Raw genomic sequence first — 26,024 nt, 5'->3', positions numbered from 1 at the left:
ACCCGGCTAGCCCAGCAGGCGAGCGCCAAGCAACCAGCTGGCCATTGATCCCGCTGCCAGAAACCCGCCTGAATACAGCAGGGCTCCGCGCCGAAAACGGCTGCTGAGCTGTTCCTGTTCGGCACTGCCAATAATGAACGGCAGCCCTTCGTGACGGGGTTTTGCCAGTTGGTGCTGCAGGGGTTGCCCCGATATTTCTGACTGTTGGCGTCGTGCTTCATCCAGAGCCGCCTCGCGGACAAGCTGCCATTCTCTCGCATCCAGTTGTCCATCGTTATTGTGATCAAATTTTTCCAGCAGTGCGGCGAAATCCCCTTTCCAGGTGCGCAAAATGTCACCCTGTATCTGTTCCGGGGTGAGACTGCGCTGGCCGGCACGGTCGCTGACGAAATCACCCAGGGCATAAATAGGGTCACCCTCCAATATCAGGTATTCCGTATAGCGGTAGCGGCCCGAAAAACCAATGGATGTCTTCAGGCCGAGAAAATTGTTCCGGTGTCGGGGCGGCACCAGCAAGCTGACGGGGCGGCGTGTACTGCCATACCAGACATGATGGTGTCGGCAGCTGATATCTGCGCCCTCGGGGTCAATTTCACAAACTCCAGTATTGTCGCGTAGGTTGAAAGGCTGTTGGTAGGCGTGCTTCTCCACGGTCACCCAGTGGCTGGATTTGCCGGAACGCTGGTATTTCTCAATGGTGTAACGCCACCAAACACAGGGTGAGCCGCTCAGCGGGGATGAAAGTGTGATGCCCCGGTTTTCGGCCACGCCGATCAGTTCCGTATAGCCCTGGCTGGCGGAGCGAATTTTCGATGTCGGCATATCCTCGATCAGACGCGCACGTTTGAACTGTCGATGCCCTTTTCTCAAGCTGAAAAGAGAAATGCCGGCGGTGACGGCTAGCCACAGAGCAAACTCCATCGACGGCATATGGCGCACACAGTCGGCACAAAACAGGCTGGTCAAATCCATTCAGGCTAAGCCCATGGGTTGGTATCCGTCACAGCGGTGTTAACAGAGACTGGTAGAGTGACGTGAAGGGCTTCAGGAATGAAACAGCCCCTTGATGTCCACATCGGTTGTTTCCTCATCACTGAATTCCAGCAACTCTTTCGGGCCAAACTTGAAAAAATTGGCCACCAGCACATCTGGAAACTGTTCAATGCGAGTGTTGTTCTGGTTGACCACGTCGTTATACAGCTCGCGGCGGTCGGCAATGCCGTTCTCCAGGTCTGAGATACGAGCTTGCAGGTGACGGAAGGAATCGTTGGCTTTCAGGTCGGGGTAGTTTTCCGCCAATGCAAACAACTGTCCCAGGCCTTTGCGTAGAGTGGTTTCTGCAACACCCAGTGCGGCAAGGTCGTTGTTGGAGGCGGCGTTGGAAACCATGTTGCGAGCACTGATGACGCGCTCCAGGGTAGCCTGCTCGTATTCCATATATTCCTTACAGGTGGCGACCAGCTTCGGCAGCTCCTCATGGCGTTGTTTGAGCAGAATATCAATGTTGGACCATGCCTGAGAAACACGGTGCTTCAGAGCCACCAGATTGTTGTAGAGGGTAATGATGTATCCGGCGACGAGTATCACCAGGCCCAGAAGAATAAAAATAAAAACAGTCATGGCGCGTCCCTGAAAAGATTCCGGTTTTCAGAATAGGTATTTTGCCTGAAGTGGGCAACTGTCTGGCGGGGAAACGCGCAGTGGATCACAGCTGCGGTTTCTATTTGGGCCCTGAAATTCCCGCACCACCGGTAGCGGCGGTGCGGGTAAAGACCATGATCAGCTTTTCAGGCGCTTGTATTTCATGCGCTGGGGTGTGGCATTTTCGCCGTTGCGCTTGATGAAATCTTCATGGTACTCGGTGTAGTCGCCCTCGAAGAACACCACTTCACTGTTGCCCTCGTAGGCGAGGATATGGGTGGCGATACGGTCCAGGAACCAGCGATCGTGAGAAATCACCAGCACACAGCCGGGAAAGTTCTGGATGGCTTCTTCCAGGGCGCGCAGGGTTTCCACGTCCAGGTCATTGGATGGTTCGTCGAGCAGCAGCACGTTGGCACCCTGCTTCAGGGTATTGGCCAGGTGCAGTCGGCCGCGTTCACCGCCGGACAATTCGCCGACGCGCTTCTGCTGGTCGCTGCCTTTGAAGTTGAAACGACCCACGTAGGCCCGTGACGGTACCTGGTAGTTGCCGATATGCAGGATGTCCTGGCCATCGGATACTGCTTCCCAGACTGTTTTCTTGTCATCAAGATTTTCGCGGCTCTGTTCCACAAAGGCGACTTCCACGGTCTCTCCCAGGGTGATCGTGCCGCTGTCTGGTTGTTCGGTACCGGCAATCATGCGCAGCAGGGTGGATTTACCGGCGCCGTTACCCCCGACAATACCCACCACAGCGCCCTTCGGCACACTCAGGGTGAGGTTGTCGATCAGCAATTCGTTGCCAAAACTTTTGCACACACCGTCAAGTTCGATCACTTTGTCCCCGAGGCGCGGACCCGGTGGAATATAGATTTCGTTGGTTTCGTTGCGGGCCTGGAATTCCTGGGAATTCATTTCGTCAAAGCGGGCCAGACGGGCCTTGTTCTTGGCGTGGCGGCCTTTCGGATTCTGGCGTACCCATTCCAGTTCGTGCTTGATGGTGCGCTGGCGGGCATCTTCCTGCTTCTGTTCCACTTCCAGGCGTTGTTCCTTAGCTTCCAGCCAGGTGGTGTAGTTACCCTCGTAGGGGATGCCGTGGCCACGGTCCAGTTCGAGAATCCAGCCAGCGACGTTGTCGAGGAAGTAGCGGTCGTGGGTGACCGCGACCACGGTGCCGGGAAATTCCTCAAGAAATTTTTCCAGCCAGAATACAGATTCCGCATCCAGGTGGTTGGTGGGTTCGTCGAGCAAAATCATGTCGGGTTTTGACAGCAGCAGGCGGCACAGCGCGACCCGACGCTTTTCACCACCGGACAGCTTGGTGACGTCCGCATCCCACGGCGGCAGACGCAGGGCGTCGGCAGCTACCTCCAGCGTATGGTTCAGGTTGTGGGCGTCCCAGGCTTCAATAATGTTTTCCAGCTCGCCCTGGCGTTTTGCCAGCTTGTCAAAATCCGCATCCGGTTCCGCGTAGGCGGCATAGACCTCATCCAGTCCCTTCAGGGCGTCCACCGCTTCGCGCACACCGTCCTCGACATTGCCGCGCACGTCTTTTCCCGGGTCAAGCTGTGGTTCCTGGGGCAGGTAGCCGACCTTGATGTCGGGCATGGGCCGGGCTTCGCCCTGAATATCGGTGTCGATACCGGCCATAATTTTCAGCAGGGTAGATTTACCGGCACCATTCAGTCCCAGTACGCCGATCTTGGCGCCGGGGAAGAAAGACAGAGAGATATCCTTGAGGATCTGGCGTTTGGGCGGAACAACTTTCCCCACCCGGTTCATGGTGTAAACGTATTGAGCCATTGGGTAACTTGCCTGAGTCTATTTATCTGTGTTGCGCCGGAAAATTCCCGGCCCTGAGCAAGTTTGGGATTGTAGCGGAAACTGGGTATTGCCAGAAGCTATCGGCAGAATGAAAGAAGCCGGGCGAAAAAGCCCGGCTTCCCATATCGCGGCGGGTTATACCGCGCGATTACACAGCGGGTGTGTTATTCAATATCCGACAGCAACTTCGGATTGGTCACCAGCTTGCGAACGCCGTGCGCGTGGTCCTCGTCAAAGGTGTTGCCCTTACACCATTCGCCAACTGTGTTGATATCGAGCTTGGCACACTGGGGCCGGACACTCCAGGTGACCTGGTAGGGTGAACAAACCGCTTCGGTGTAACTCGGGCCGGTGGTGGAACCCAGGAACTGAACCGGTGTACCGGTGTTGGTGGGCAGGTCGCTGGCCTGTTCCAAGTCGTTGAAGTCAAGGGCGTTGGGGTCATTCACCAGGGTGAACACCTGGGTTTCAACGCGCAGTTCCGGGTTGCCACATCCTTTGGAGAGACATGAACCCAGCGTTGGCCCAGGCTCGACATCACAGGAGGTGTGTACCCAGTGTACCTCGATGGTATCACCCGGTTTCAACTCGCCGTGATCACCTTTACAGATCGACTCCTTGGTGGGAGCCAGTTCTGCTTCAGAAAGTTCTTTGCTGATACCGCACTGGTATCCGCCGCCGTAGCCGTGGTCACCCTCTCCCTTATAAATGGAGAAAGCCTTGGCCTTGTGTTCGGCACCTTCGTGAAAGTGGATGTTACACAGGTTCATTTCCGAGGCGGGTTTTGCCAGAGAAAATTTTACAGGGTTATCCCCGTCCTTCTGGTCGATGTCGCGGGGAGTTTGGGGGCCAAACCCTTCGCATGTTGCGTTGCTGGCTGATTCTCCTGCGTGGGCGGTGCCGAGCAGGAATGTGAGTGACATGAGTGCAATAACTACCTGTTTCATAATAATCTGTCCATTTTTGTATTTATTTGCAAGCAAATAATAATCGTATGTTAATAGTTGTAATTTGTTGTAAAAGTTAAAAAATTGAGGTGTAAAAATACATTTTTAGGGGAATTTATTTCAATCATCTGTCGGCTGTTTTTTGTAAAAAAATGTATCTTTTGGGGGGTTAAATAATTTTTTTACGACTTGGTTAATAGCTAGTGAAAGAAAGGAAGCAGCGAATACAACAACTATTAACATAGAGTGGAAATTAAAATTTTTTAGCGTCTATTTTTTCCTTCTTGCTATACAGTCTGAGACGGGCTTTGTGCTCTCTGATAAAGAAATTCTATTCACCCCATAGCACTAACAAAATATCGCAACAGCTATTTGCCAACTATATTTCTATCCCGGATAGATCATAAATCGAGGGGAAACAACTCAATGAAAACGATAACTATACCTGTGTTGGCGGCATTGGCCGTCATCATGTCGCCGGTGGCGACAACGGTGCATGCTGAACCCATGCACGCGGATACCATGTCCAATGAATTCTGGTGGCCAGACCGGCTGGACCTCGGCGCGTTGCGTGCACATGACGCCCGCTCCAACCCGATGGGCGCTGATTTTGACTACGCCAAGGCCTTTGAAAAGGTAGACCTGGATGCGCTGAAAGCGGACATCGCCAAGGAAATGACCACCTCGCAGGATTGGTGGCCCGCTGACTGGGGCACCTACGCAGGCCTGTTTATTCGCATGGCCTGGCACAGTGCCGGTACCTACCGGGCGCAAGATGGCCGTGGTGGTGCTGATGGAGGTCAGCAACGTTTTGAGCCGCTGAACAGCTGGCCGGACAACGCCAACCTCGACAAGGCGCGTCGCCTGTTGTGGCCGGTGAAGAAAAAATATGGTCGTGATGTTTCCTGGGCCGACCTGATGGTGCTGGCTGGTAACGTCGCGCTGGAAAAAGCGGGCTTCAAGACATTCGGCTTTGCCGGTGGTCGTGCCGATGACTGGGAAGCTGACCTGGTGTACTGGGGTCCGGAAACCAAATGGTTGGATGACAGCAAACGCTACAGTGGCAAGCGTGATCTTGAAAACCCGCTGGCGGCTGTACAGATGGGTCTGATTTACGTGAACCCGGAAGGCCCTACCGGCCACACCGGTGACCCAATTGCCGCCGCTGCGGATATCCGTGACACCTTTGGCCGCATGGGCATGAACGACGAGGAAACCGTTGCCTTGATCGCCGGTGGTCACACCCTGGGTAAAACCCACGGTGCCCGAGGTCCGGGTAAGTGTGTTGGTGCAGACCCGGCTGGCTCGGCTTTGGAAGAGCAGGGCTTGGGTTGGAAAAACACCTGTGGCAAGGGTAATGCTGAAGACACCATTACCAGTGGTCTGGAAGGTGCCTGGACACCCACGCCTACCCAGTGGACCACGGCCTTCCTGCAAAACCTGCTGAACTTCGAGTGGGAAATGACCAAGAGCCCGGCGGGTGCTGTGCAGTGGATTCCCAAAGACAAGGCCCTTCACGAATTGGCCCCGGATGCTCACATCGAAGGTAAACGCAACCCGATTGTGATGTTGACCACAGACCTGTCACTGCGTGAAGACCCTGCCTACCGCAAGATATCCGAGCGTTTTGCCAAAAACCCGGATGCCTTCAACGATGCCTTTGCCCGTGCCTGGTTCAAATTGACCCACCGCGATATGGGTCCAAGTGCCCGTTATGTGGGTGGCGAAGCGCCCAAAGACGTGTTGATCTGGCAAGACCCGGTACCGGCGGTTGATCACAAGCTGGTTGATGATAAGGATGTTGCCAGCCTCAAGGGCAAGATTCTCGATTCCGGTCTGACCGTGCCTGAGCTGGTCAGAACTGCCTGGGCCTCTGCGTCAACATTCCGTGACACGGATATGCGTGGTGGTGCCAATGGTGCGCGGATTCGTCTTGCTCCCCAGAGCAACTGGGCGGTGAACGATCACGACGAGCTGGTGAAAGTGATTGGCAAGCTGATGGCTATCCAGAAGGATTTCAACGGTGCCCAGAAGGGCGGCAAGAAAATCTCACTGGCTGACCTAATCGTGCTGGGCGGTGCTGCAGGCATTGAAAAAGCTGCCAAGGATGCGGGTCATAACGTGACCGTGCCCTTCCATCCCGGCCGCACTGATGCTTCTCAGGAACAGACAGACGTAGAGTCCTTTGCCTACCTGGAGCCTGCCGCTGATGGTTTCCGTAACTACTATGGCAAAAACAGCCGCCTGTCCCCTGCAGAGATGCTGATCGACAAGGCAGACCTGCTGAGCCTGACCGTACCGGAAATGACCGTGTTGGTAGGTGGTATGCGTGCGCTGAACGCCAATGCTGGTGGCAGCAAGCAGGGTGTGTTCACCGACAAACCCGGAACTTTAAGCAATGACTTCTTCGTCAATCTGCTGGACATGTCCACCCAGTGGCAGAAGTCTGATAAAGCAGGTGTTTACGACGGTGTTGATCGCAGCTCCGGCAAGAAACGCTGGTCTGCTTCTCCGGTAGACCTGGTGTTTGGTTCCAGCTCTGAGTTGCGTGCCGTTGCTGAGTTCTACGCGGCGGACGATGCCAGTGGCCAGTTCGTTAACGACTTCGTTGCGGCCTGGACCAAGGTGATGAATCTGGATCGTTTTGAAATGTAATCATCACTTCAAAATAGCCTTGGTAAGCCAGAGTTGACATCAACAACTGGCGATGCCACCCACAACAGGGCCCTATAGGGCCCTGTTTTTGTTGAGGTAAATCAGTAAAGGTGCGAGTTTTTTCTGTGTGATGGATCGTCTTTGTTCCGCTCTCGGCCCTATCGTTGGATAATGATTTTCAGTCCCCAGGAGCTTCACCATGCACGATTTGTCATTGCTGGCCATTATCTGGCTGGGAGTTTTTGCCGCATCTTTTGCTGCCCACCACACCCGGCTGACCCCAGTGCTCTGGTACCTGTTTTTCGGTGCGATCATGGTCAATCTCGGTTGGCTACCGGAACAAATGCCGGTCTTTATCCAGGATTTTTCGGAGTTGGGCATCATTCTTATCATGTTTGCCCTGGGGTTTGAGGAAAATACCGGCAATTTTCTCAGCAGTATCAAGCGAAGCTGGGGTATCGCCTTTTTTGGCGCGGTGGCGCCATTTACGGTGGCGTATTTTGCCACTCTCTATTTCTGGGGCGACAACAACATGGCCCTGCTTTGTGGGTTGGCCATGACCGCCACAGCCGTCTCGCTGACCATGGTGTCACTCAAAACCGAAGGGCTCAGCAAAACCCCGGCAGCCACCGGCATTATGACCTCTGCGGTGTTGGACGACATCGCCTCCCTGGCGCTGGTGGCCGTGATGGTGCCCATGGCCACAGGGGAGGCCAGCCTGTCGTTTGCGGGTATCGCGCTGGTAGTGGGTAAAGCGCTGATGTTCTTTGTGCTGATTACCTTTCTCGGTGCCTGGCTGTTCCCCGCCAGTGAGGGTTGGGTTGCGAGAATTCCTTTTATCGGCCATTTCAGTCTGCGTCAGATCTTGTCCATGGCGCGCGGCGAATACACGGTGCTGGCGTTGCTACTGGTAGCGGTTCTGGTGGCGATTACCGGGCACCATTTCGGTTTTCACCCAGCAGTGGGAGCCTACATGGCGGGCCTGGTGATCAAACGGGAATACTTTGACTTCCACCCAGGTGAACAGATCGACTTTCACGGCCAGGCCAAACAGATTATCGATAACGTGGCTTTCTCATGGATTGGCCCCGTGTTTTTTGTCTCTCTCGGCACCAAACTGGTATTTGATTTCGACGTATTTATTTCCGTGTTGCCCCAGGGCTTGTTGTTATTCGTTGGCCTGTTTTTGGGTCAGGTGCTCTCCGCATCACTTGCCGCGCGCTATACCGGCAGTTTTGATTGGCCTGCGAGCTGGATGATCGGTTTCGGCATGCTGGGACGAGCCGAGCTGGCGTTTGTGGTCATGGATATTGCCTATGTTCAATACCACATCATGACGGTCGACGCCTTTTACACACTAATGCTTTGTGCCTTTCTGCTAAACGTTTCCGTGCCGCTCACCATCCGTTGGTGGAAGAAAAAATATGGTGAGGCTGCTTATACCTGATGCCAACAGCAGTTGTTGTGTTGTGTTGCTCAGCTATTAGAACGTTGCCGGTGGGCGGTGAAAAGTAACAGTTTTTCCAGGGCGGGGTTCTGGTATCACCGGCTTTTCCAGATTCTGGCCACGGCCCGCTCGTTGCCCAGCCAGCCAACAATTTCGCACACTGAGCCCACCACAAAAAATACCGTGGTGGGAAGAAGCCCGGCGGTAGCCTCTGCAGTGATTGACGCGAACAGGCAGCCGGATGATAGCAGCAGAAACAGAAGGCCCAAGGCAATCAGAATTTTTCGGTGGGATGATCGATAAACGAATTCATCGCTGCCAGATTCAAATGGGTTAAGCACCGGGGCAAACAGTTTTCGGAGAAGTGCTCTCATGATGGGCCTTGATCAGAGTAAAAAAGAAGGCGTTCATCATACCGCAATTGTCGTCAGGCACGCGGTGATTCAACAACGAGAGATCATTGTTATTGGGTGGCGTCAGTGCAGATGCGGATTGCAATAGGCGGTTAACGGGGACTGAACGTAATAACCCGAAACGTTGCTATACTCTGGCACGCTCAAAAAAAGGTGGGAGTGAGTAAATGCAGATTAAAGATAAAGTTGCAGTGATAACAGGTGCGGCCAGCGGCATTGGTCAGGCAGTTTCTACTCTGCTTGCCGAGCGTGGCGTGAAAAAAATTGCCGTGGTGGATATGACCGATCGTATCGACGCGGTGGCTGCGGATATCAATGCCCAGGCCGGGCGCGATGTCGCCGTGCCATTTCAGGGCAATGTCACCGATGCCGAGTTTCGCCAATCGGTGTATGACCAGATGGAAAAGGATCACGGTGTCGTCAGTATCTGCGTACCTGCCGCCGGTATCACCCGCGATGATCTCGCTGTTCGCGTTAACAAGGAAAGCGGTAAGGCCAGCATTTACCCGCAGGAAAATTTCGAAATGGTGGTCAACGTCAACCTGATCGCCCCGGTCTATTGGGCCATGGAATTGATTGCCCGCGTTGCCGAACATCGTGCCGCCAACGGCCTGAAAAAATGGGCTGCCAGTGAAGGTGTGCAGGGCACAGTAATCTTTATCGGCTCCATTTCATCCCAGGGCAACAAAGGGCAGGTGTCTTACGCTTCCACCAAGGCGGGGCTGGAAGGTGCGGCCTCGACCCTGGCCAAAGAGGCCACCTTCCACGGTGTGCGTTGCGGTGTGATTCACCCCGGCTTTACCGACACCCCGATGGTGCGAGCCATGGGCGATGACTATATCGAGAAATATATTCTGCCCTTTACCCAGCTGGGCAGACTGATCAAACCCGAAGAAATTGCCGATGCTATCTGCTTTATGATTTCGAACTCAGTGGTTTCAGGTGAGCTCTGGGCGGATGCGGGGTGGCATCCTTCGGCTTGATAGGGAATGAAATGTTGGTGCGGTGAAGATTTTTGTCTCGCACTCAGATAAAAAAGCCGCGCATTGCGCGGCTTTTTTTTGCAGGACGGATTGTAATCAATTTTTGCCTGTCTTTCGTAGATCTATCATTGGAATGTTTTCACCTCCGGCATAGACAGGAAGAACGCCATTCCACTGTTCGACCCTCTTCAGTTCGATGTAGTTGGGCGACTGTGCCAAAGTTTTATTGATGACATTAATCTTGTAGGCTTCTGCATCAGCCAGCTCTTTAATTTTCTGTGCTTCCAGTTTGGCTGCCTTAAGTTCAGATTCTGCCTGCTTGACTTTCTGATCCTGCTCCGTGGCAAATCGCTCTAACTCAGCTTGCTGCTTTAAAACTTCCTGCTCTCTCTTCTTTGTTTCGGTGATGGCTGTTCGAATAACCTCGGGCAATTGAACATCACGTATGAGGATTGTTTCTATTTGCAACCCTTTTGGTGCTAGAAACTCTGCCAGACCGAGTTGCAGGGTTTCCTGTAATTGCCGCTGAACCGCCTCCTTAAAAAAATCTTGGGATACAGCAACACCCTTGCCTTGTTCACGAAGAATGGATCTGAGTTTTGGGATCATATGTACTTGAATTAATGCTTCCGTTGTTCCGGTATTTCTTAATATGTCAGGGGCCATCTCACCGACAGTCCTGTATTGGACCGAAACATCCATTTTTGTGATGAGCTTGTCTTCTGCTGGAATGCCCGCAGTTTCCAGGTGAGTTTTTTGTCTTAAATCAAATGCGGTAAATGCCAAAAGTGGATTTACAATATGCAAGCCTTCGCGATAGTTGTTGTCTTGAACTTTTCCAAATAGGGTGGCAACTTTCACATGGCCAGCAGGCACTGTGATCACGACCGACATCAAGAGCAATATGGCAGAGACCACCCAGCATAAATATCCGACTATATTGATCCTTCTTTCAGTGGGGGTTCCATTTGATTTATTTAAAACGATAATTGTCCCAATTATTAAAAATAAAACTGCTAAAAATAATTTTGTCATATCGAAACATCCTTTTTTCTAAATTAATCGCTATACCATTAATGTTGGTTATTTTGTTTTATTCAGATTTTTTTCTTAAGAGTTCTAGCGGGAGGTCCCCAAGTCCTAGTATTCGGTCGCCTGAAAAGGACATCGATACCCTCATTGAAGCTGGTGACCCTGTAAAAAATATAACTACACCATCGCCGTAATTTGTATCTTCTTTTGGTGTATAGCTTGCTGCTGGGAATTTATCGCCCACGTTGTAATAAACAGTTGTAGTGGGATCTTTTTTAAGAAACTCTGTGATGATTGCATCTACTTGGCCGCTGCCTGTTGGTTCATATCTGGCGACAGCAATAGCACTTGACTGTTGTATTTGTTCATCAATGCTTAACTCATGAAAAGAGAGTGGGCTCTTTTTAGTTGTTGTAGTACTTTTTGATTGAAGCGAGGTAGATTGCTCTTGTGTTATTTCGACGTGATGGTTGTTTAAGTGTTCAAGTAGTGACTCCGATAGTAAAGGCTGTATAAAAAAAGTCGCTAGAAACCACAGAACAATAAATGAAATAGTGAAACCTGCTCCAAATACTAAGCCATTAATAAATTTTTTGAACACGCATATTCCTTTTTGCATACTGTTCACGGTTAAGTCGTGGCAGAGCTATACGACTAGATAGGCTGTACGTTGACGTAAGCTCTACGAGGCTAAGCCAGGTGTCTGAAAAGGTGATTTGTTTCAATTAGAAATGACATCCTGTCTCATTCTTTTTGCCTCCCTGCCGTGTTGTGATGTCATGAGAGACATCACAATTGGTTATATTTCGGAAATATAACCTATCGAACCATCAATGGGTATAAACAACAATTTTGAAATTGCGGGTTACCCCTGCACCGGCTGATCAAATCCCAGATTGCCCATCTCGATACCACGACGGAAGTCGCGCATATGTTTTTCCATCCACTCTTCGGCCTTGTCCTGATCGCCCGCACAAATGGCATCGTAGACATGTTGGTGGGCAACCAGAATGCGTTCACCCGGTGACAGGGCGCGAATGATGGCGCCCCAGGCGGGGTAGAACAATTCGTTGAGGGGGGCGCGGGCTAGCAGCAGGGCATTGTTGTGGGTGGCTTCGGCGACCAGGTTGTGAAATTCGATTTCTACTTTCAGTAGGGCGTCGTGGTCGTCCATCACCTGTTCGGTAAGCGCCAGGTTATCTGCCAGCAACTGCTTTTCTTCGTCGGTAGCGGACAGGCAGGCCAGTTTGCCTGCCAGGGGCTCTAGCCCCATGGCCACCTGCCAGAGTTCTTCGTAGGTGACCTGGTGCATCAACATGGCGGAACTGACGGAGCGGCCCACGGCTTCCATGCCCGGTAGGGTGACGACCAGCCGTTTGCGTCCGGCGCGGCCGAGGATGCCGCCGTGTTCCAGCAGGCGAATGGCTTCCCGTACGGTGGAGCGGGTGACGCCAAACTGTTCTGCTAGATCGGTTTCGGTGGGTAGCAGGTCTCCCGCGGCAATTTCACCACTGACAATGGCGTTGCGGATCTTTTCGCTGACCACTTTGTAGGCGGGTTGGTGGGCGAGGCGGTCAAAGCTGACGGATGTTGGCATGTTGTGTGGTTCCTTTGCGGGCTTCCGGTACCGCGATAGGTAATCAATAGGGCGAGAATAGCAGACTTTTCCATAATTGACATATTGTCCGACAATATGTCAGCATCGTTTGAGCTATTAATAATATGGGGGGCAAAGGCTTGGGTTCACCTTGCCCGAAATCCTTGTCTCGCCATTGCTATCTCGGGGGTAGCCATGACTGCTGTCATACCAGAACAACAGCAACAACCGGCGGCTGAAACCACGCCGCTACGCATTGTGACCGCGGCTTCACTGTTCGACGGCCACGATGCCGCCATTAATGTGATGCGGAGGCTGATTCAGGCCAGTGGCGTGGAGGTGATTCACCTTGGCCACAACCGCAGTGTTGACGATGTGGTGCGGGCGGCGATTCAGGAAGATGCCGATGCGATTGCCATCAGCTCTTACCAGGGCGGGCACATGGAGTATTTCCGCTACATGATGGCACTGTTGCAGGAGCACAACGCCGGGCACATTCAGGTGTTTGGCGGCGGTGGCGGCACTATTACCCTGGAAGAAATTGCCGAGCTGGAAGCGGCTGGGGTGAACCGTATTTACCACCCCACCCACGGTATGGAAATGGGTCTGACCGGCATGATCGAGGATCTGGTGGCTCGGGCGAGGCAGGCGCGGGCCGCGACGCTGTCGCCATCTTCCCCGAACATCGATGATGAAATTGCCGTCGCGCAGATGATATCAGCCATCGAGGAAGGGGCTGTGTCGGACGCCGAACTGGCGCGGCTGAAAAAAACCTGGCAGCTGGCTGCGGGGAACACCCCAGTGGTTGGTGTGACTGGAACTGGTGGGGCTGGCAAGAGTAGCACGGTGGATGAGTTGTTGAGCCGTTTTTTGTTGCATCGCCCGGACATGCGCATTGCCGTGCTGGCGGTGGACCCGACGCGCCGCCGTACCGGCGGGGCGTTGCTCGGTGATCGCATTCGCATGAACAGCCTGTCATCAACGCAAATTTATATGCGCTCCATGGCTACACGCCGCCAGCATCTGGCCACCAGCGAAATGCTCGGGGACGTTACCCTGTTTCTGAAATCTCTTGGCTACGATCTGGTGCTGGTGGAAACCGCCGGTATCGGCCAGAGCGATTCCGAGATTGTCGATCTGGTGGATTTCTCCCTGTACATCATGACCAGCGACTACGGCGCGGCCAGCCAGTTGGAAAAGATCGACATGATCGATTATGCCGACATGGTGATTCTCAACAAATACGACAAGCGCGGTGCCGAAGATGCCCTGCGGGATATTCGCAAGCAGTGGCAGCGCAATCGCAATGCCTTTGATGTCAGTGGCGACCAGATTCCGGTGTATCCCACCATCGCCAGCCAGTTCAACGACCCCGGTGTAAATCGTGCCTTCTACCATCTGTGCCGCTTGCTGGTGAACAAGGCAGGTCTGGATGAGCAGCGTTGGTTGCCCCCCTCCGGTGATGAGCTTGAGGAATCACGGTCTGTAGCGTTAATTCCCGGCAGCCGGGTGCGCTACCTGGCGGAAATCAGCGAAAGTGCCCGACAGGTGAAAGCCCGAAATGTGCAGCAGGCGGAACTGGCAGCCACGGCTTATCACCATTACCAGGTACTGGGTGAGCTGGATGATCCACAGCGCCCGGAACCTCTGGGGCTTTACCCAGCGTCCGCGTTAACCGACGGTGAAGTGGACAACACCTTGCGCACCCTGCGCCAGCGTTATAACGCGGCAGTTTCCGATCTCAGCGGTGAATCCATTCGCTTGTTGCAGGAATGGCCCACCCGAAAGGCTGGAGTTGAGGCCGACCAGTACTGTTACCAGGTGCGCGGTAAGGACATCACGGGTGATAACTATGTGGAATCCCTCAGTCACCTGAAGATTCAGAAAATTTCACCGCCGCCCTACAAGGACTGGGGTGAACTGCTGGCCTTCCTGCTGGCGGAAAACCTGCCCGGCAGTTATCCCTACACCGCCGGAGTCTTTCCCTATCGGCGCGCGGGGGAAGATCCCACCCGCATGTTTGCCGGTGAGGGTACGCCGGAGCGCACTAACCGCCGTTTCCATTACCTGTCACGGGGGCAGGCCGCCGCACGACTGTCCACCGCGTTTGATTCGGTGACCCTGTACGGCGCTGATCCGGACCCGCGTCCCGATATCTGGGGCAAGGTGGGTAATTCCGGGGTGTCGATCGCCACCCTGGACGATATGAAGAAACTCTATTCCGGTTTCGACCTGTGCGCGCCGACCACCTCCGTGTCGATCACCATCAACGGTCCGGCGCCGATGATTCTGGCGTTCTTTATGAACACCGCCATCGATCAGCAGGTGGAGAAATACCTGAAAGAAAATAATCTCTGGGATGAGACACAGCAGAAACTCGATGCCTGGTTCGGCGACAAACCGCGCCCTCAGTACGCCGGTGACTTGCCCGAGGGGCACAATGGCCTGGGTCTGGCGCTACTGGGTATCAGCGGTGACAAGCTGGTGGATGCCGAAACTTATGCACGCATCCGTGCCGAAAGCCTGGCGGCGGTGCGCGGCACTGTGCAGGCGGATATTCTCAAGGAAGATCAGGCCCAGAACACCTGTATTTTCTCCACAGCCTTTGCCCTGACCATGATGGGTGATGTGCAGGCATTCTTTATCGACAACAAGGTGCGCAACTACTACAGCGTATCGGTGAGTGGCTATCACATCGCTGAGGCCGGGGCCAACCCGATCTCGCAGTTGGCGTTTACCCTGTCCAATGGCTTTACGCTGGTGGAGTATTACCTGGCGCGGGGTATGAAGGTGGATGACTTTGTACCCAACTTCAGCTTTTTCTTTTCCAACGGCATGGACCCGGAGTACACGGTGATGGGCCGGGTGGCGCGGCGCATCTGGGCGCGGGCCATGAAAGAACGCTACGGGGCCAGCCCCCGCAGCCAGATGTTGAAATATCACATCCAGACCTCGGGCCGCAGCCTTCATGCCCAGGAGATGAGTTTCAACGACATTCGCACCACGTTGCAGGCGCTTTACGCGATTTTCGATAACACTAATAGTCTGCATACCAATGCCTACGACGAGGCGATTACCACGCCGACGACGGAATCCGTGCGCCGTGCGGTAGCGATCCAGATGATTATTAACAAGGAGTTCGGGCTCAACTTCTGCGAAAACCCCTGGCAGGGTTCGTTTATCGTCGAGCAACTGACCGATCTGGTGGAAGAGGCGGTGTACGCCGAGTTCGAACGAATTTCCGAGCGCGGCGGGGTGCTGGGAGCCATGGATACCATGTATCAGCGCGGAAAAATTCAGGAAGAGAGCATGTATTACGAGCATCGTAAGCACGATGGCTCTTTGCCGTTGATTGGAGTCAATACGTTCCTGCCGGAAGCCGGTGCTGAGGAAACTATTGAAGGCCGCGAACTGGCTCGTTCCGATGATGCCGAAAAGCAGCAACAGGTCGATAACCTCAATGCCTACAAAGCGCTACACCACGGACAGTGTGACGAAGCCCTGAAGCGGTTACAGCAGGTGGTGCTGAGTCGAGGCAATACCTTTGAATGCCTGATGGACGTGGCCAAGAGTTGCTCCCTGGGGCAGATGAGTGAGGCACTTTACCGGGTGGGGGGGCTGTACCGACGCAATATGTAAATTCCGGGGCCGTTTAGGGCATTTTTAGCGTGGGATTCACTGGTGGATTTGTGTACAATTCGCGCTCTTTTTTCAGGCCAACCACCAGTGTGAGATCCATGTTCGATAAAGACGTCACCATTGCCAGTTTTGACCCGGAAATCTGGGCTGCCATCCAGCAGGAAGAGCAGCGCCAGGAAGAGCATCTTGAGCTGATCGCTTCCGAGAATTACACCAGCCCCGCTGTTATGGCGGCTCAGGGTACCAAGCTCACCAACAAGTACGCCGAGGGCTATCCCCACAAGCGTTATTACGGCGGTTGTGAGTTTGTCGACAAGACGGAAGAGCTGGCCATCGAACGGGTCAAGCAACTGTTCGGTGCGGGTTTTGCCAACGTGCAGCCACACTCCGGTTCACAGGCCAACAGTGCCGTGTACCAGGCCCTGTGCCTGCCCGGTGACACTGTGCTGGGTATGAGTCTCGATGCCGGTGGTCACCTGACCCACGGCGCCAAGCCGAATTTTTCTGGCAAGATCTACCATGCTGTTCAGTACGGGCTGAACCCGGAAACCGGCCTGGTCGATTACGACCAAGTGGAAGCCCTAGCCCTGGAACACAAACCGAAAATGATCGTCGCCGGTTTCTCCGCCTATTCCGGCATCCTCGACTGGCAGCATTTCCGCGATATCGCCGACAAAGTGGGTGCTTATCTGATGGTGGATATGGCCCACGTAGCCGGCCTGATTGCCGCAGGCGTCTACCCGAACCCGATGCCGTTTGCCGATGTGGTGACGTCTACCACACACAAAACCCTGCGTGGTCCACGTGGAGGCATCATCCTCACCAACAGTGAAGATCTGGCCAAGAAGATCAACTCTGCGGTATTCCCCGGTGGTCAGGGTGGCCCACTGTGCCACGTGATCGCAGCCAAGGCAGTCTCCTTCAAGGAAGCCATGAGCGATGAGTTCAAGACCTACCAGCAGCAGGTTGTGAAGAATGCCAAAGCCATGGCGGCCACGTTCATGGAGCGCGGCATTAACATCGTCTCCAAGGGTACCGAGAACCACCTGATGCTGGTGGACCTGATCGGCAAGGAATACACAGGTAAGGATGCGGACGAGGCTCTCGGTCGCGCCTACATCACCGTGAACAAAAACGCGGTGCCCAATGATCCCCGTTCGCCGTTCATTACTTCCGGCTTGCGTGTGGGCACGCCCGCGATCACTACCCGCGGTTTCAAAGAGGAAGAGAGCGTGCAGCTGGCTCACTGGATCTGCGATGTGCTGGACAGCCTGGAGAATGGCACGTCTGAAGAAGTGATTCCGGCGACCAAGGCCAAGGTGTTGGAGATCTGTGGTCGTTTCCCGGTATACAGCTAAGCCTTGTTAAAGTCTCTCGTGGCCCCGCTTAGGCGGGGCTTTTTTGTCTTTCGCCCTATGCTGGCGAAACGGTGCTGCAGGCGGGCTGGCAGCCAAAATGTGGTACCATGCGCCCCAGTTCAAACAGGTGGCTTGAGCCATGCATTGTCCCTTCTGTAATGCCGATGAAACCAAGGTGATCGATTCGCGACTGGTGGCCGAAGGTGGTCAGGTGCGCCGTCGCCGTGAATGCCTGTCCTGCAAAGAGCGGTTTACCACCTACGAGATGCCAGAGCTATTGATGCCGCGGGTGATCAAGCAGGATGAAACCCGCGAACCCTTTGATGAAGAGAAACTGCGTGCAGGACTGCTGCGGGCGCTGGAAAAACGTCCGGTGAGCATTGAGCGCATTGAAGGTGCCATTTCACAGATTCAGCACCAGTTGCGGGCGACCGGTGAGCGTGAAGTAACCTCCCGTATGGTCGGTGAGCTGGTGATGGAACATTTACGGGAACTGGATGAAGTGGCCTATGTGCGCTTTGCATCGGTTTACCGCAGCTTCCAGGACCTCAGTGAGTTCCGCGCCGAGTTGGACCGCCTGGAGCAAAACCTACCTGAAAGCAGTAGGGATTGACGGTAATGTCAGACACCCTGGATGCCAGTCTCATGGCCAGGGCGGTTGAACTGGCCGCTCGGGGTTGTTACACGACTATGCCGAATCCCTCGGTGGGCTGTGTGATTGCCCATGGTGATCGGGTGGTAGGCGAGGGCTGGCATCGTCGCGCCGGAGAAGCCCACGCAGAGGTGAATGCTCTGGCGGTGGCCGGAGAGCTGGCCCGGGGTGCCACTGCCTATGTGACACTGGAGCCCTGCAGTCATCAGGGGCGAACCCCTCCCTGTGCCAATGCCCTTATCAAGGCTGGTGTCAGTCGGGTGGTCTACGGTATGCAGGACCCGAACCCGAATGTGTCGGGCAGGGGGCTGGAAGCGCTGCGTCAGGCAGGAATTTTGGTTGATGGACCCATGCTTGAAGCTGAAGCCATGACCTTGAATCCCGGTTTTATCAAACGACAGCGGCTCGGTTTGCCCTGGGTAAGGGTAAAACTGGCCATGAGCCTGGATGGTCGCACAGCTATGGCCAGTGGCGAGAGTCAGTGGATTACCGGGCCTGCTGCCCGCAGTGATGTGCAGCGTTTGCGGGCTCGCAGTTCAGCGATCATTACTGGTGTGGACACCGTGTTACTCGATAACCCGGCCCTCACCGTGAGGCCGACCGAGCTGAATCTGGAAAATGCAGCAGATATTGCCCGGGACCAACCTCTGCGGGTGGTGGTGGACAGCAAGTTGCGCACCCCAAGGGATGCACAATTATTGACGGATGGCGGCGACACGCTGGTGGCTAGTGCTCAAGGGGGACAGCTGCCGGGCGCTGAGGTGGTAGTGCTGGACAACGGCAAAGGCCAGGTTGATCTGACAGGGTTGCTGAAAGTGCTGGCCACCAGTGAATGCAATGAGGTGCTGGTTGAAGCTGGCGCAAAACTGGCAGGGGCATTTATTGCTGCAGGGGTGGTGGATGAGTTGATTATCTATATGGCCCCCAAACTGCTGGGCAGTCTGGCTCGGCCCCTGTTGGCACTGCCTCTGGAAAATATGTCCGATGCAGTGTCAGTTAAGATTGTGGATATTCAGCCCGTTGGGGATGACTGGCGTATTACGGCACATCCTGTTCCGGCACAGGGTATAAACTGAAAAGTCACTGACGCAAGTGGAGAAAGCATAGGTGTTCACGGGTATTGTTGAAGCAGTTGGAGAAGTGGCGTCCTGCGAGGAAAAGGGCGGCGATCTGCGGCTGCGGATAAAAACCAACGATCTGGATATGAGCGATATCGCGCTGGGTGACAGCATCAGCACCAACGGTGTTTGTCTCACGGTAGTGGAGCTGCCCGGAGATGGCTATGTGGCGGATGTCTCCGCAGAAACCTTGTCCCTGACCACGGTGGGTGACTGGGGCGTGGGTGCGAAAGTTAATTTGGAGAAGGCGCTGACTCCGCAAACGCGTATGGGTGGGCACATGGTGTCAGGCCACGTGGACGGGATCGGGGAGGTGGTAAGTCGCCATCCGGATGCGAGATCCGAACGCTTCAGGCTGCGAGCACCCCGTGAGCTGGCTAAATATATCGCCCACAAGGGATCCATCACGGTGGATGGCACCAGCCTCACGGTAAACAAGGTGGAAGGCGCCGAGTTCGAACTGAATATCGTGCCCCATACCCTTGAGAAAACGGTGATGGACACCTATAAAGCGGGTACCCGCGTGAATCTGGAGGTGGATCTGATTGCCCGTTACCTGGAGCGCTTGCTGCAGGGTGATGGTGCGGCAGATGCCTGACAGACAAATACACAAACAAGATTGACGGCAATTGTTTATGGCTTTGAACAGTATTGAAGAACTGGTTGCGGATATTCGTCAGGGGAAGATGGTTATCCTGATGGATGATGAGGATCGCGAGAACGAGGGCGATCTGGTGATGGCCGCTACTATGGTCAGGCCAGAGGATATCAACTTTATGGCCACCCACGGACGTGGGTTGATCTGCCTGACACTGTCCGAAGAGCGTTGCCATCAGCTCAACCTGCCACTGATGGTGGACTCAAACAAGTCTGGTCATGGTACCAATTTCACCGTTTCCATCGAGGCGGCCGAGGGTGTGACCACCGGTATTTCCGCTGCCGACCGGGCGCGCACCGTACAGGCCGCCGTGGCAAGCAATGCCCGCCCCCAGGATATTGTTCAGCCCGGACATATTTTTCCGTTGAGGGCAGAGCGCGGTGGTGTGTTGAGCCGCGCCGGGCATACCGAAGCAGGCTGTGATCTGGCGCGTATGGCGGGGTTCGAGCAGGCAGCGGTGATTGTCGAAATTATGAATGATGACGGTACCATGGCGCGCCGTCCCGACCTGGAGGCCTTTGCCGCCAGGCACAACCTGAAGATCGGCACCATTGCCGACCTGATCCACTACCGCCTGGTCACCGAGAAGACCATCAACTGCATCAACGAGCGTCCCATCCAGACCCATTATGGGGAGTTCGTTCTCAAGACTTACCTGGATAGTGCCCGCAACGAAAAGCACTTTGCGTTGGTGATGGGTGATGTGGCCAATGGTGAACCACCGTTGGTGCGTGTGCATATCAACAAGTCAGCCCGGGACCTGTTTGCCATGGAGCCCGGTGACGGCTACCGCAGCTGGAGCTTGTCCCGCGCTATGGAGAAGGTGGCCGAGGAAGGCCGGGGCGTGGTGGTGTTTATCTACTATCCGGAAACTGCCGATGATATCGATGCCAGTGTGGACGAGATGCTCAGCAACTTGCCTTCGCAGCCTCAACGCGCTGCGGATGTGGTTTATCAGCAGGTGGGTACCGGCTCGCAGATTCTGATGGATCTGGGGGTACATAAAATGCGACTGATGAGCGCACCCTTCAGGTTTACCGGGATATCCGGTTTTGATCTGGAAGTGGTGGAATACATTAATTGTGATTGATGGCTGAGCGTTAGCGCAGCCAGGAACAGAAACAAGTCGGATAACAGCATGAGTGAATACCGGCCCGATGAGGGCAGCTTTAATATCGATGGTGCCAGAGTGGCGATTGCCGTCGCACGCTGGAACAGCCAGATCACCGAAAGTCTTTTGCAGGGTGCGCAGCGTGCATTACTGCGCCATGGCATTGCCGAAAAGGATGTGCATGTCTTCCGTGTGCCGGGTGCCTTTGAATTGCCTCTGGCCTGCAGCAAGCTGGCGCAGTCAGGCCGTTTCGATGCGGTGATTGCACTCGGTTGTGTGATCCGCGGTGGAACGCCTCACTTCGAGTATGTCTCGGGGGAAACCACCCGGGGTATTGGCGAAGTCGCCCTGCGCGAAGGGCTGCCGATTGCATTTGGTGTGTTGACCACGGATACCCTGGCCCAGGCGCAGGAGCGTTCCGGCGACAATGCCGAGAACAAGGGTGAAGAAGCTGCGCTGACAGCGCTGGAAATGATTAGCCTGTTTCGCCAGCTATAGGAGCCAATACGTGTCACTTCCCTCTACCCGAAAGAAAGCCCGTCAACTGCTGGTACAGGCCTTGTATCAGTGGCAATTATCCGGCTCGGATCTGCACAGTATTGAAGCGGAATTTTTCACCGACAACGATATGCGCAAAGTGGACACCGAGTATTTTCGTGAGCTATTACACGGTATTCCAAAAAAGCTGGATGAAGTGGATGCGGCCTACGAAAGCCACCTCGACCGCCAGTCCAAGGATCTGGACCCGATCTCCAGGGCACTGTTGAGAATGGGTTGTTACGAGCTGTGTTTCCGGATTGATATTCCCTACAAGGTGGCCATCAACGAAGCTGTGAACCTTGCAAAAACCTTCGGCCCCACGGATGCCTACAAATACATCAACGGCATTCTCGATAAAGTGGCGGCTACCCATCGCGCTATTGAGGTCAAGGCCGAGCGGCGACGTTAATACGTCGTCGTACACCTTTTGCGGTGCCCCATGTCCCTGAGTGAATTTGCGCTGATTAAGCAGTACTTCTCTTCGGTGGGTGGCGCCGAGGGTGTGGCGCTGGGTGTGGGTGATGATGGGGCGGTGCTGGACATCACTCCAGACAAGCAACTGGTGGTCAGTGTCGATACCCTGGTCGCCGGGGTTCATTTCCCGCAGGATGCCGCGCCTGAAGATATTGCTCGCCGCACTTTACGGGTGAATCTCAGTGATATGGCGGCCATGGGGGCAGACGCCCGTTGGTTTACCCTCGCTTTGACTCTGCCGCAGGCCGAAGCCGATTGGCTGCAGGCTTTTTCCGAAGCGATGGCCGAGGATGCGCAATATTTTGGCTGTGCCCTGGTGGGTGGCGATACCACTTCCGGACCACTGAGTATCTCCATTCAGATGATGGGCACTGTTTCAAGGGGGCAGGCGCTGGTCAGGCGCGGTGCGCAAGCTGGTGATGGTGTCTATGTCACGGGGACCCTGGGTGAGGGTGCAGCGGCGCTGCAAGTCTTTTCTCCCGGTTGTTCCTACAATGACTCCCAGCGAGAGGCGCTGCTAAAACGGTTTTATCGGCCAGAACCGAGGTTAACCGTAGGCAGGAAACTGCGGGGAGTGGCTTCGGCGGCCATCGATATTTCCGACGGGCTGCTGGCGGATCTTGGGCATATCGCTGAGTGCAGTGGCTTGGGGGCTGAGCTACAGTTGCAACAGGTGCCAGTCGCACCGTGGCTGACGGAAGCTGTAAACCCAGACCAACTACAGTCCTGGGTACTCTCAGGCGGCGATGATTATGAACTGTGTTTTACCGTGCCTGAGAGCAAGCAGTCTCTCGTTGATGGCATGATTCATCGTGGAGAGTTGTTGGCGACCCGGATTGGCCTTATGACATCAGAACCTGGCATAGTCTGTCTCGATGCTGAGGGTCAGGTTCAGACGGTTGCCTGCAAGGGATATCGGCATTTTAATTGAGGCGGCTACGGGGTGTTCTCCCCCTGTTTTGATGTGCTCAACCGGCAGATAGATTATGGATCATCGCATTAACCCGAAGTTTTCCCAGCTGCTGAAAAACCCGGTGCATTTTCTGGCATTTGGTTTTGGCAGTGGTTTGGCGCCGAAGGGGCCGGGTACGGCTGGCACGGTGGTGGCGCTTGTGCTGTGGACGTTGCTGGCGACCCTGCCGCTCTATACCTATATCGGGGTGGTGGTTGCCGTGTCGCTGCTGGGTTTCTACCTCTGCGGTAAAACCGCTCGTGATATGGGCGTGCATGATCATCCCGGTATTGTCTGGGACGAGATAGCGGGTTACTGGTTGACCATGACTGCATTGCCAGCCACCTGGTCCTGGGCATTGGCCGGCTTTGTCCTGTTTCGTCTCTTTGATATTTGGAAGCCGTGGCCCATTAGCTGGCTGGACCGCCAGGTGCATGGGGGGGTGGGTATCATGGTAGATGACCTGTTGGCAGGTTTGTTCGCCTGGGTGATACTGTTTTCTGCGTCGCAATGGATGATTTAGGGAATTGCCGGGGGTGCTGGCCATGAAGGGACTTGTCGTAGCATTTGTGTTGATGGGGCTGTTCGCCAGTTCGTGTTGGGCGGCGGATATCCGTGTGAATGGCCTGTTTGGTGGCAGTGCAGTGCTGGTGATTAATGGCAAGCAGCGTTTGTTGAAGCAGGGTCAGACCAGCCCTGAGGGTGTAACGTTGATTGACAGCAACAGTCGCCGCGCTGTTGTCGAGCTTGATGGTAGGCAAATGACACTGGGCCTGTCGGACCATATTTCTTCCAGTTTTCAGGCCGCTGAAATGGCGGAGGTAAGAATCCCCCGGGCAGAAAATGGCCACTATTTTGTGAGCGGTTTTATCAATGGCCGTCCGGCAGATTTTATGGTGGATACAGGCGCCACTTCCATCGCCATGAATTTGCACCATGCCGAGCAGTTGGGCGTGAATTTTCGCCGCGGTCGCAAGGGCTCCGCCAGCACGGCGGGGGGCATCGTCAATGCCTACCATATACCGTTACAGAAACTGACTATCGGTAATATCACCCTGAACCAGGTGGATGCGACAGTAGTAGTTGGTGATTTTCCCTCACAGATTTTGTTGGGAAACAGCTTCCTCAGCCGTGTGGAAATGAGCGAGGAGGAAGGAGTGATGGTGTTGAGAACCAAGTTCTGATGAAATCCCTGTCGTGACAGAATCGTAAATGTGGTTCGGCAGCCCGTAAGTCCATTGTTTAGTATTGAAAATTACCGGCTTCACTTTACTCAATGTGTATCCCGGCTAAAATAGCCACCCGCCTGATCTTTAGGAGTCTTAAGTGACACTCCGTTTTGTTGAAAGCTCCAAACTTCCTACTCGTTGGGGCGTGTTTGATATTCATGGCTTTGAAGACACGGTCAGTGATAAAGAGCATGTCGCCATCACCATGGGTGATGTTGCCGATGGTGAACCGGTACTGCTTCGTATTCATTCCGAATGTCTGACCGGGGATGCTTTGTTCAGTGTGCGCTGCGATTGCGGTGCCCAGCTTGAAGAGGCGATGCGTCGGATCTCGGCTGATGGGCGGGGGGCCATCTTATATCTGCGGCAGGAGGGAAGGGGTATCGGGCTAATTAACAAGATCAAGGCCTACCACCTTCAGGATCAGGGTGCCGATACCGTTGAAGCCAATGAGAAGCTGGGCTTTGGTGCCGATATGAGGGACTACAGTATTTGTCGTTCTATGTTGCGTCACTTGAATATCGGTCAGGTAAGATTGCTGACCAATAACCCGCGCAAGGTCGAGGCGCTTCAGCAGTTGGATATTCATGTGGCTGAGCGTCTGGCGCTGCAGACCGGGCGCAATCCGCATAATCTGTATTACCTGGCTACCAAAGCTGGGAAGTTGGGCCACCTGTTTGATGAGCAGGGTGAGAGCGAGGGCGAAAACTGATGTTAGCGAAACGAATCATCCCCTGCCTTGACGTAGACAAGGGGCGAGTGGTCAAGGGTGTGCAATTTGTCGATATCCGCGATGCGGGTGATCCGGTTGAGGTGGCGAAACGCTATAACGAGGAAGGTGCAGACGAAATTACTTTCCTAGATATTACGGCCAGCCATGAAGAGCGGGATACCATGGTTCACACGGTTGAGCGCATGGCCAGCGAAGTATTTATACCTTTGACAGTGGGTGGAGGTGTTCGCACCCTCGAAGATATTCGTGCACTGTTGAATGCGGGTGCCGATAAGGTTGGGATTAATTCGGCGGCGGTAAAGAACCCTGAGTTTGTCAGACAGGCGGCGCAGCGGTTTGGTTCACAGTGCATTGTCGTTGCTATTGATGCAAAGCAGGTCAGCGGGGAAGGAGAGCCGTTGCGTTGGGAAATTTTTACCCACGGCGGACGCAATCCTACCGGAATTGATGCTGTGGCATGGGCTGTGCAGATGGCCGAATATGGGGCCGGTGAAATTCTTCTCACCAGTATGGATAAGGATGGTACCAAGACGGGCTTTAACTTGCCGCTGACGCGGGCTATCAGTGAAGCAGTAGATATTCCGGTGATAGCATCAGGCGGGGTGGGAAATCTTCAGCACCTGGTGGATGGCGTGGTAGAGGGAAAAGCTGATGCGGTATTAGCCGCGAGTATTTTTCATTTTGGGGAGTTCACCATCGCCCAGGCCAAGGATTATATGGCTGAGCGAGGTGTCGAGGTGCGGCGTTAATCCTGACCTATACTGCGTAGCGGGCCTCAGATGTGAAAAAGTCCAGCGCTTCCGGACCAGCTTTTTGCACAAATTCAACGTAATCTGATACTGCTTGCACAGCGCCTTCCTTGGAGTCAAATGGGCCAACAGCGGCACCTTCGCGAGTTGCAAAAAACCAGAAGTTGTGCAGTTTGAAAAACCGATCACTTCTTATGGCAGGTTTATGCTCGCTTTGTTCACCAGTTCTGGGCATTACCATGTTGTTTCCTCACTTTGTACACTGCCGTACT

At 54.4% G+C, this 26,024-nt stretch carries 25 protein-coding genes; 16 read left to right on the top strand and 9 right to left on the bottom strand.

Annotated features, from left to right (window positions below):
• Nucleotides 1-6: 6 nt before the first annotated feature.
• The 4 genes from Q8A57_RS03970 to Q8A57_RS03955 all read right to left on the bottom strand — a co-directional run bounded on the left by Q8A57_RS03970 (nucleotide 7) and on the right by Q8A57_RS03955 (nucleotide 4,412).
• A complete protein-coding gene (locus Q8A57_RS03970) occupies nucleotides 7-972 on the bottom strand; it encodes a GIDE domain-containing protein (RefSeq protein ID WP_305169632.1) in 966 nt (321 codons plus the stop codon).
• Nucleotides 973-1,044: 72 nt separating this feature from the next.
• Nucleotides 1,045-1,620, bottom strand: coding sequence for a LemA family protein (locus Q8A57_RS03965; protein WP_305169631.1), 576 nt, complete (start codon nucleotides 1,618-1,620; stop codon nucleotides 1,045-1,047).
• A 159-nt stretch (nucleotides 1,621-1,779) separates the two neighbouring features.
• Nucleotides 1,780-3,444, bottom strand: coding sequence for an energy-dependent translational throttle protein EttA (gene ettA, locus Q8A57_RS03960; RefSeq protein ID WP_305169630.1), 1,665 nt, complete (start codon nucleotides 3,442-3,444; stop codon nucleotides 1,780-1,782).
• Between the two features lie 185 nt (nucleotides 3,445-3,629).
• Nucleotides 3,630-4,412: a delta-class carbonic anhydrase gene (locus Q8A57_RS03955; RefSeq protein ID WP_305169629.1), complete on the bottom strand. Its 783-nt coding sequence runs from the start codon at nucleotides 4,410-4,412 to the stop codon at nucleotides 3,630-3,632.
• A 426-nt stretch (nucleotides 4,413-4,838) separates the two neighbouring features.
• Between Q8A57_RS03955 and katG the strand changes: the two genes are divergently transcribed.
• Together katG and Q8A57_RS03945 are read left to right on the top strand one after the other, a co-directional pair.
• Nucleotides 4,839-7,067: a catalase/peroxidase HPI gene (katG, locus tag Q8A57_RS03950; protein ID WP_305169628.1), complete on the top strand. Its 2,229-nt coding sequence runs from the start codon at nucleotides 4,839-4,841 to the stop codon at nucleotides 7,065-7,067.
• A gap of 199 nt (nucleotides 7,068-7,266) precedes the next feature.
• A complete protein-coding gene (locus Q8A57_RS03945) occupies nucleotides 7,267-8,514 on the top strand; it encodes a cation:proton antiporter (RefSeq protein WP_305169627.1) in 1,248 nt (415 codons plus the stop codon).
• A 95-nt stretch (nucleotides 8,515-8,609) separates the two neighbouring features.
• On the opposite strand, the gene Q8A57_RS03940 is transcribed toward Q8A57_RS03945, so the two are convergent.
• The gene (locus Q8A57_RS03940; RefSeq protein WP_305169626.1) at nucleotides 8,610-8,888 is read right to left on the bottom strand and encodes a hypothetical protein; all 279 of its coding nucleotides are present in this window, start codon (nucleotides 8,886-8,888) and stop codon (nucleotides 8,610-8,612) included.
• Between the two features lie 206 nt (nucleotides 8,889-9,094).
• On the opposite strand from Q8A57_RS03940, the gene Q8A57_RS03935 reads away from it, so the two are divergent.
• Nucleotides 9,095-9,910, top strand: a complete 816-nt coding sequence (locus Q8A57_RS03935) for an SDR family NAD(P)-dependent oxidoreductase (RefSeq protein WP_305169625.1) — start codon at nucleotides 9,095-9,097, stop codon at nucleotides 9,908-9,910.
• Between the two features lie 96 nt (nucleotides 9,911-10,006).
• On the opposite strand, the gene Q8A57_RS03930 is transcribed toward Q8A57_RS03935, so the two are convergent.
• From Q8A57_RS03930 to Q8A57_RS03920, 3 genes are all read right to left on the bottom strand, one after another.
• The gene (locus Q8A57_RS03930; protein WP_305169624.1) at nucleotides 10,007-10,945 is read right to left on the bottom strand and encodes an SPFH domain-containing protein; all 939 of its coding nucleotides are present in this window, start codon (nucleotides 10,943-10,945) and stop codon (nucleotides 10,007-10,009) included.
• Between the two features lie 58 nt (nucleotides 10,946-11,003).
• Nucleotides 11,004-11,543 (bottom strand): hypothetical protein, encoded by a 540-nt coding sequence (locus tag Q8A57_RS03925; RefSeq protein ID WP_305169623.1) that lies wholly within the window; start codon nucleotides 11,541-11,543, stop codon nucleotides 11,004-11,006.
• A 264-nt stretch (nucleotides 11,544-11,807) separates the two neighbouring features.
• Nucleotides 11,808-12,539, bottom strand: a complete 732-nt coding sequence (locus tag Q8A57_RS03920; RefSeq protein ID WP_305169622.1) for a FadR/GntR family transcriptional regulator — start codon at nucleotides 12,537-12,539, stop codon at nucleotides 11,808-11,810.
• Nucleotides 12,540-12,734: 195 nt separating this feature from the next.
• On the opposite strand from Q8A57_RS03920, the gene Q8A57_RS03915 reads away from it, so the two are divergent.
• The 13 genes from Q8A57_RS03915 to hisF all read left to right on the top strand — a co-directional run bounded on the left by Q8A57_RS03915 (nucleotide 12,735) and on the right by hisF (nucleotide 25,752).
• Complete coding sequence (locus Q8A57_RS03915; protein ID WP_305169621.1) at nucleotides 12,735-16,178, top strand: methylmalonyl-CoA mutase family protein; 3,444 nt, start codon at nucleotides 12,735-12,737, stop codon at nucleotides 16,176-16,178.
• 98 nt (nucleotides 16,179-16,276) lie between these two features.
• Complete coding sequence (gene glyA, locus Q8A57_RS03910; protein WP_305169620.1) at nucleotides 16,277-17,536, top strand: serine hydroxymethyltransferase; 1,260 nt, start codon at nucleotides 16,277-16,279, stop codon at nucleotides 17,534-17,536.
• Between the two features lie 139 nt (nucleotides 17,537-17,675).
• The gene (gene nrdR, locus Q8A57_RS03905; protein WP_305169619.1) at nucleotides 17,676-18,149 is read left to right on the top strand and encodes a transcriptional regulator NrdR; all 474 of its coding nucleotides are present in this window, start codon (nucleotides 17,676-17,678) and stop codon (nucleotides 18,147-18,149) included.
• 5 nt (nucleotides 18,150-18,154) lie between these two features.
• Complete coding sequence (gene ribD / locus Q8A57_RS03900; protein WP_305169618.1) at nucleotides 18,155-19,264, top strand: bifunctional diaminohydroxyphosphoribosylaminopyrimidine deaminase/5-amino-6-(5-phosphoribosylamino)uracil reductase RibD; 1,110 nt, start codon at nucleotides 18,155-18,157, stop codon at nucleotides 19,262-19,264.
• Between the two features lie 31 nt (nucleotides 19,265-19,295).
• Nucleotides 19,296-19,904 carry a riboflavin synthase gene (locus tag Q8A57_RS03895; RefSeq protein WP_305169617.1) on the top strand — a complete coding sequence of 203 codons (609 nt, stop codon included), beginning with the start codon at nucleotides 19,296-19,298 and terminating at the stop codon, nucleotides 19,902-19,904.
• 37 nt (nucleotides 19,905-19,941) lie between these two features.
• A complete protein-coding gene (gene ribBA, locus Q8A57_RS03890; RefSeq protein ID WP_305169616.1) occupies nucleotides 19,942-21,054 on the top strand; it encodes a bifunctional 3,4-dihydroxy-2-butanone-4-phosphate synthase/GTP cyclohydrolase II in 1,113 nt (370 codons plus the stop codon).
• A gap of 48 nt (nucleotides 21,055-21,102) precedes the next feature.
• Complete coding sequence (ribH, locus tag Q8A57_RS03885; RefSeq protein WP_305169615.1) at nucleotides 21,103-21,573, top strand: 6,7-dimethyl-8-ribityllumazine synthase; 471 nt, start codon at nucleotides 21,103-21,105, stop codon at nucleotides 21,571-21,573.
• Nucleotides 21,574-21,583: 10 nt separating this feature from the next.
• Complete coding sequence (nusB, locus tag Q8A57_RS03880) at nucleotides 21,584-22,024, top strand: transcription antitermination factor NusB (protein WP_305169613.1); 441 nt, start codon at nucleotides 21,584-21,586, stop codon at nucleotides 22,022-22,024.
• A gap of 30 nt (nucleotides 22,025-22,054) precedes the next feature.
• On the top strand, nucleotides 22,055-23,020 hold the full coding sequence (gene thiL, locus Q8A57_RS03875) for a thiamine-phosphate kinase (protein WP_305169612.1): 966 nt from the start codon (nucleotides 22,055-22,057) through the stop codon (nucleotides 23,018-23,020).
• 55 nt (nucleotides 23,021-23,075) lie between these two features.
• Entirely contained in the window at nucleotides 23,076-23,564 is a 489-nt protein-coding gene (locus tag Q8A57_RS03870; protein WP_305169611.1) for a phosphatidylglycerophosphatase A family protein, read from the top strand.
• A gap of 22 nt (nucleotides 23,565-23,586) precedes the next feature.
• On the top strand, nucleotides 23,587-24,225 hold the full coding sequence (locus tag Q8A57_RS03865; RefSeq protein ID WP_305169610.1) for a retropepsin-like aspartic protease family protein: 639 nt from the start codon (nucleotides 23,587-23,589) through the stop codon (nucleotides 24,223-24,225).
• A gap of 142 nt (nucleotides 24,226-24,367) precedes the next feature.
• A complete protein-coding gene (ribA, locus tag Q8A57_RS03860) occupies nucleotides 24,368-24,982 on the top strand; it encodes a GTP cyclohydrolase II (protein WP_305169609.1) in 615 nt (204 codons plus the stop codon).
• Nucleotides 24,979-25,752, top strand: coding sequence for an imidazole glycerol phosphate synthase subunit HisF (hisF, locus tag Q8A57_RS03855; protein ID WP_305169721.1), 774 nt, complete (start codon nucleotides 24,979-24,981; stop codon nucleotides 25,750-25,752). Before ribA ends, hisF begins: the two co-directional genes overlap by 4 nt.
• Nucleotides 25,753-25,759: 7 nt before the next feature.
• On the opposite strand, the gene Q8A57_RS03850 is transcribed toward hisF, so the two are convergent.
• Complete coding sequence (locus tag Q8A57_RS03850; protein WP_305169608.1) at nucleotides 25,760-25,993, bottom strand: DUF6316 family protein; 234 nt, start codon at nucleotides 25,991-25,993, stop codon at nucleotides 25,760-25,762.
• Between the last annotated feature and the right edge of the window lie 31 nt (nucleotides 25,994-26,024).

It is taken from the genome of Porticoccus litoralis, from assembly GCF_030676955.1.
In the GTDB taxonomy this organism is placed as follows: domain Bacteria; phylum Pseudomonadota; class Gammaproteobacteria; order Pseudomonadales; family Porticoccaceae; genus Porticoccus; species Porticoccus litoralis.
The sequence above is the reverse complement of the archived record's forward strand: the minus strand, read 5'-3'. Positions and strand labels throughout refer to the sequence as shown.

Bases quoted from the DNA above. Each gene is read 5' to 3' on its own strand.
- Q8A57_RS03970 (WP_305169632.1), bottom strand. From the start codon at position 972: ATGGATTTGACCAGCCTGTTTTGTGCCGACTGTGTGCGCCATATGCCG.
- Q8A57_RS03965 (WP_305169631.1), bottom strand. From the start codon at position 1,620: ATGACTGTTTTTATTTTTATTCTTCTGGGCCTGGTGATACTCGTCGCC.
- ettA (WP_305169630.1), bottom strand. From the start codon at position 3,444: ATGGCTCAATACGTTTACACCATGAACCGGGTGGGGAAAGTTGTTCCG.
- Q8A57_RS03955 (WP_305169629.1), bottom strand. From the start codon at position 4,412: ATGAAACAGGTAGTTATTGCACTCATGTCACTCACATTCCTGCTCGGC.
- katG (WP_305169628.1), top strand. From the start codon at position 4,839: ATGAAAACGATAACTATACCTGTGTTGGCGGCATTGGCCGTCATCATG.
- Q8A57_RS03945 (WP_305169627.1), top strand. From the start codon at position 7,267: ATGCACGATTTGTCATTGCTGGCCATTATCTGGCTGGGAGTTTTTGCC.
- Q8A57_RS03940 (WP_305169626.1), bottom strand. From the start codon at position 8,888: ATGAGAGCACTTCTCCGAAAACTGTTTGCCCCGGTGCTTAACCCATTT.
- Q8A57_RS03935 (WP_305169625.1), top strand. From the start codon at position 9,095: ATGCAGATTAAAGATAAAGTTGCAGTGATAACAGGTGCGGCCAGCGGC.
- Q8A57_RS03930 (WP_305169624.1), bottom strand. From the start codon at position 10,945: ATGACAAAATTATTTTTAGCAGTTTTATTTTTAATAATTGGGACAATT.
- Q8A57_RS03920 (WP_305169622.1), bottom strand. From the start codon at position 12,539: ATGCCAACATCCGTCAGCTTTGACCGCCTCGCCCACCAACCCGCCTAC.
- Q8A57_RS03915 (WP_305169621.1), top strand. From the start codon at position 12,735: ATGACTGCTGTCATACCAGAACAACAGCAACAACCGGCGGCTGAAACC.
- glyA (WP_305169620.1), top strand. From the start codon at position 16,277: ATGTTCGATAAAGACGTCACCATTGCCAGTTTTGACCCGGAAATCTGG.
- nrdR (WP_305169619.1), top strand. From the start codon at position 17,676: ATGCATTGTCCCTTCTGTAATGCCGATGAAACCAAGGTGATCGATTCG.
- ribD (WP_305169618.1), top strand. From the start codon at position 18,155: ATGTCAGACACCCTGGATGCCAGTCTCATGGCCAGGGCGGTTGAACTG.
- ribBA (WP_305169616.1), top strand. From the start codon at position 19,942: ATGGCTTTGAACAGTATTGAAGAACTGGTTGCGGATATTCGTCAGGGG.
- ribH (WP_305169615.1), top strand. From the start codon at position 21,103: ATGAGTGAATACCGGCCCGATGAGGGCAGCTTTAATATCGATGGTGCC.
- thiL (WP_305169612.1), top strand. From the start codon at position 22,055: ATGTCCCTGAGTGAATTTGCGCTGATTAAGCAGTACTTCTCTTCGGTG.
- Q8A57_RS03870 (WP_305169611.1), top strand. From the start codon at position 23,076: ATGGATCATCGCATTAACCCGAAGTTTTCCCAGCTGCTGAAAAACCCG.
- Q8A57_RS03865 (WP_305169610.1), top strand. From the start codon at position 23,587: ATGAAGGGACTTGTCGTAGCATTTGTGTTGATGGGGCTGTTCGCCAGT.
- Q8A57_RS03850 (WP_305169608.1), bottom strand. From the start codon at position 25,993: ATGGTAATGCCCAGAACTGGTGAACAAAGCGAGCATAAACCTGCCATA.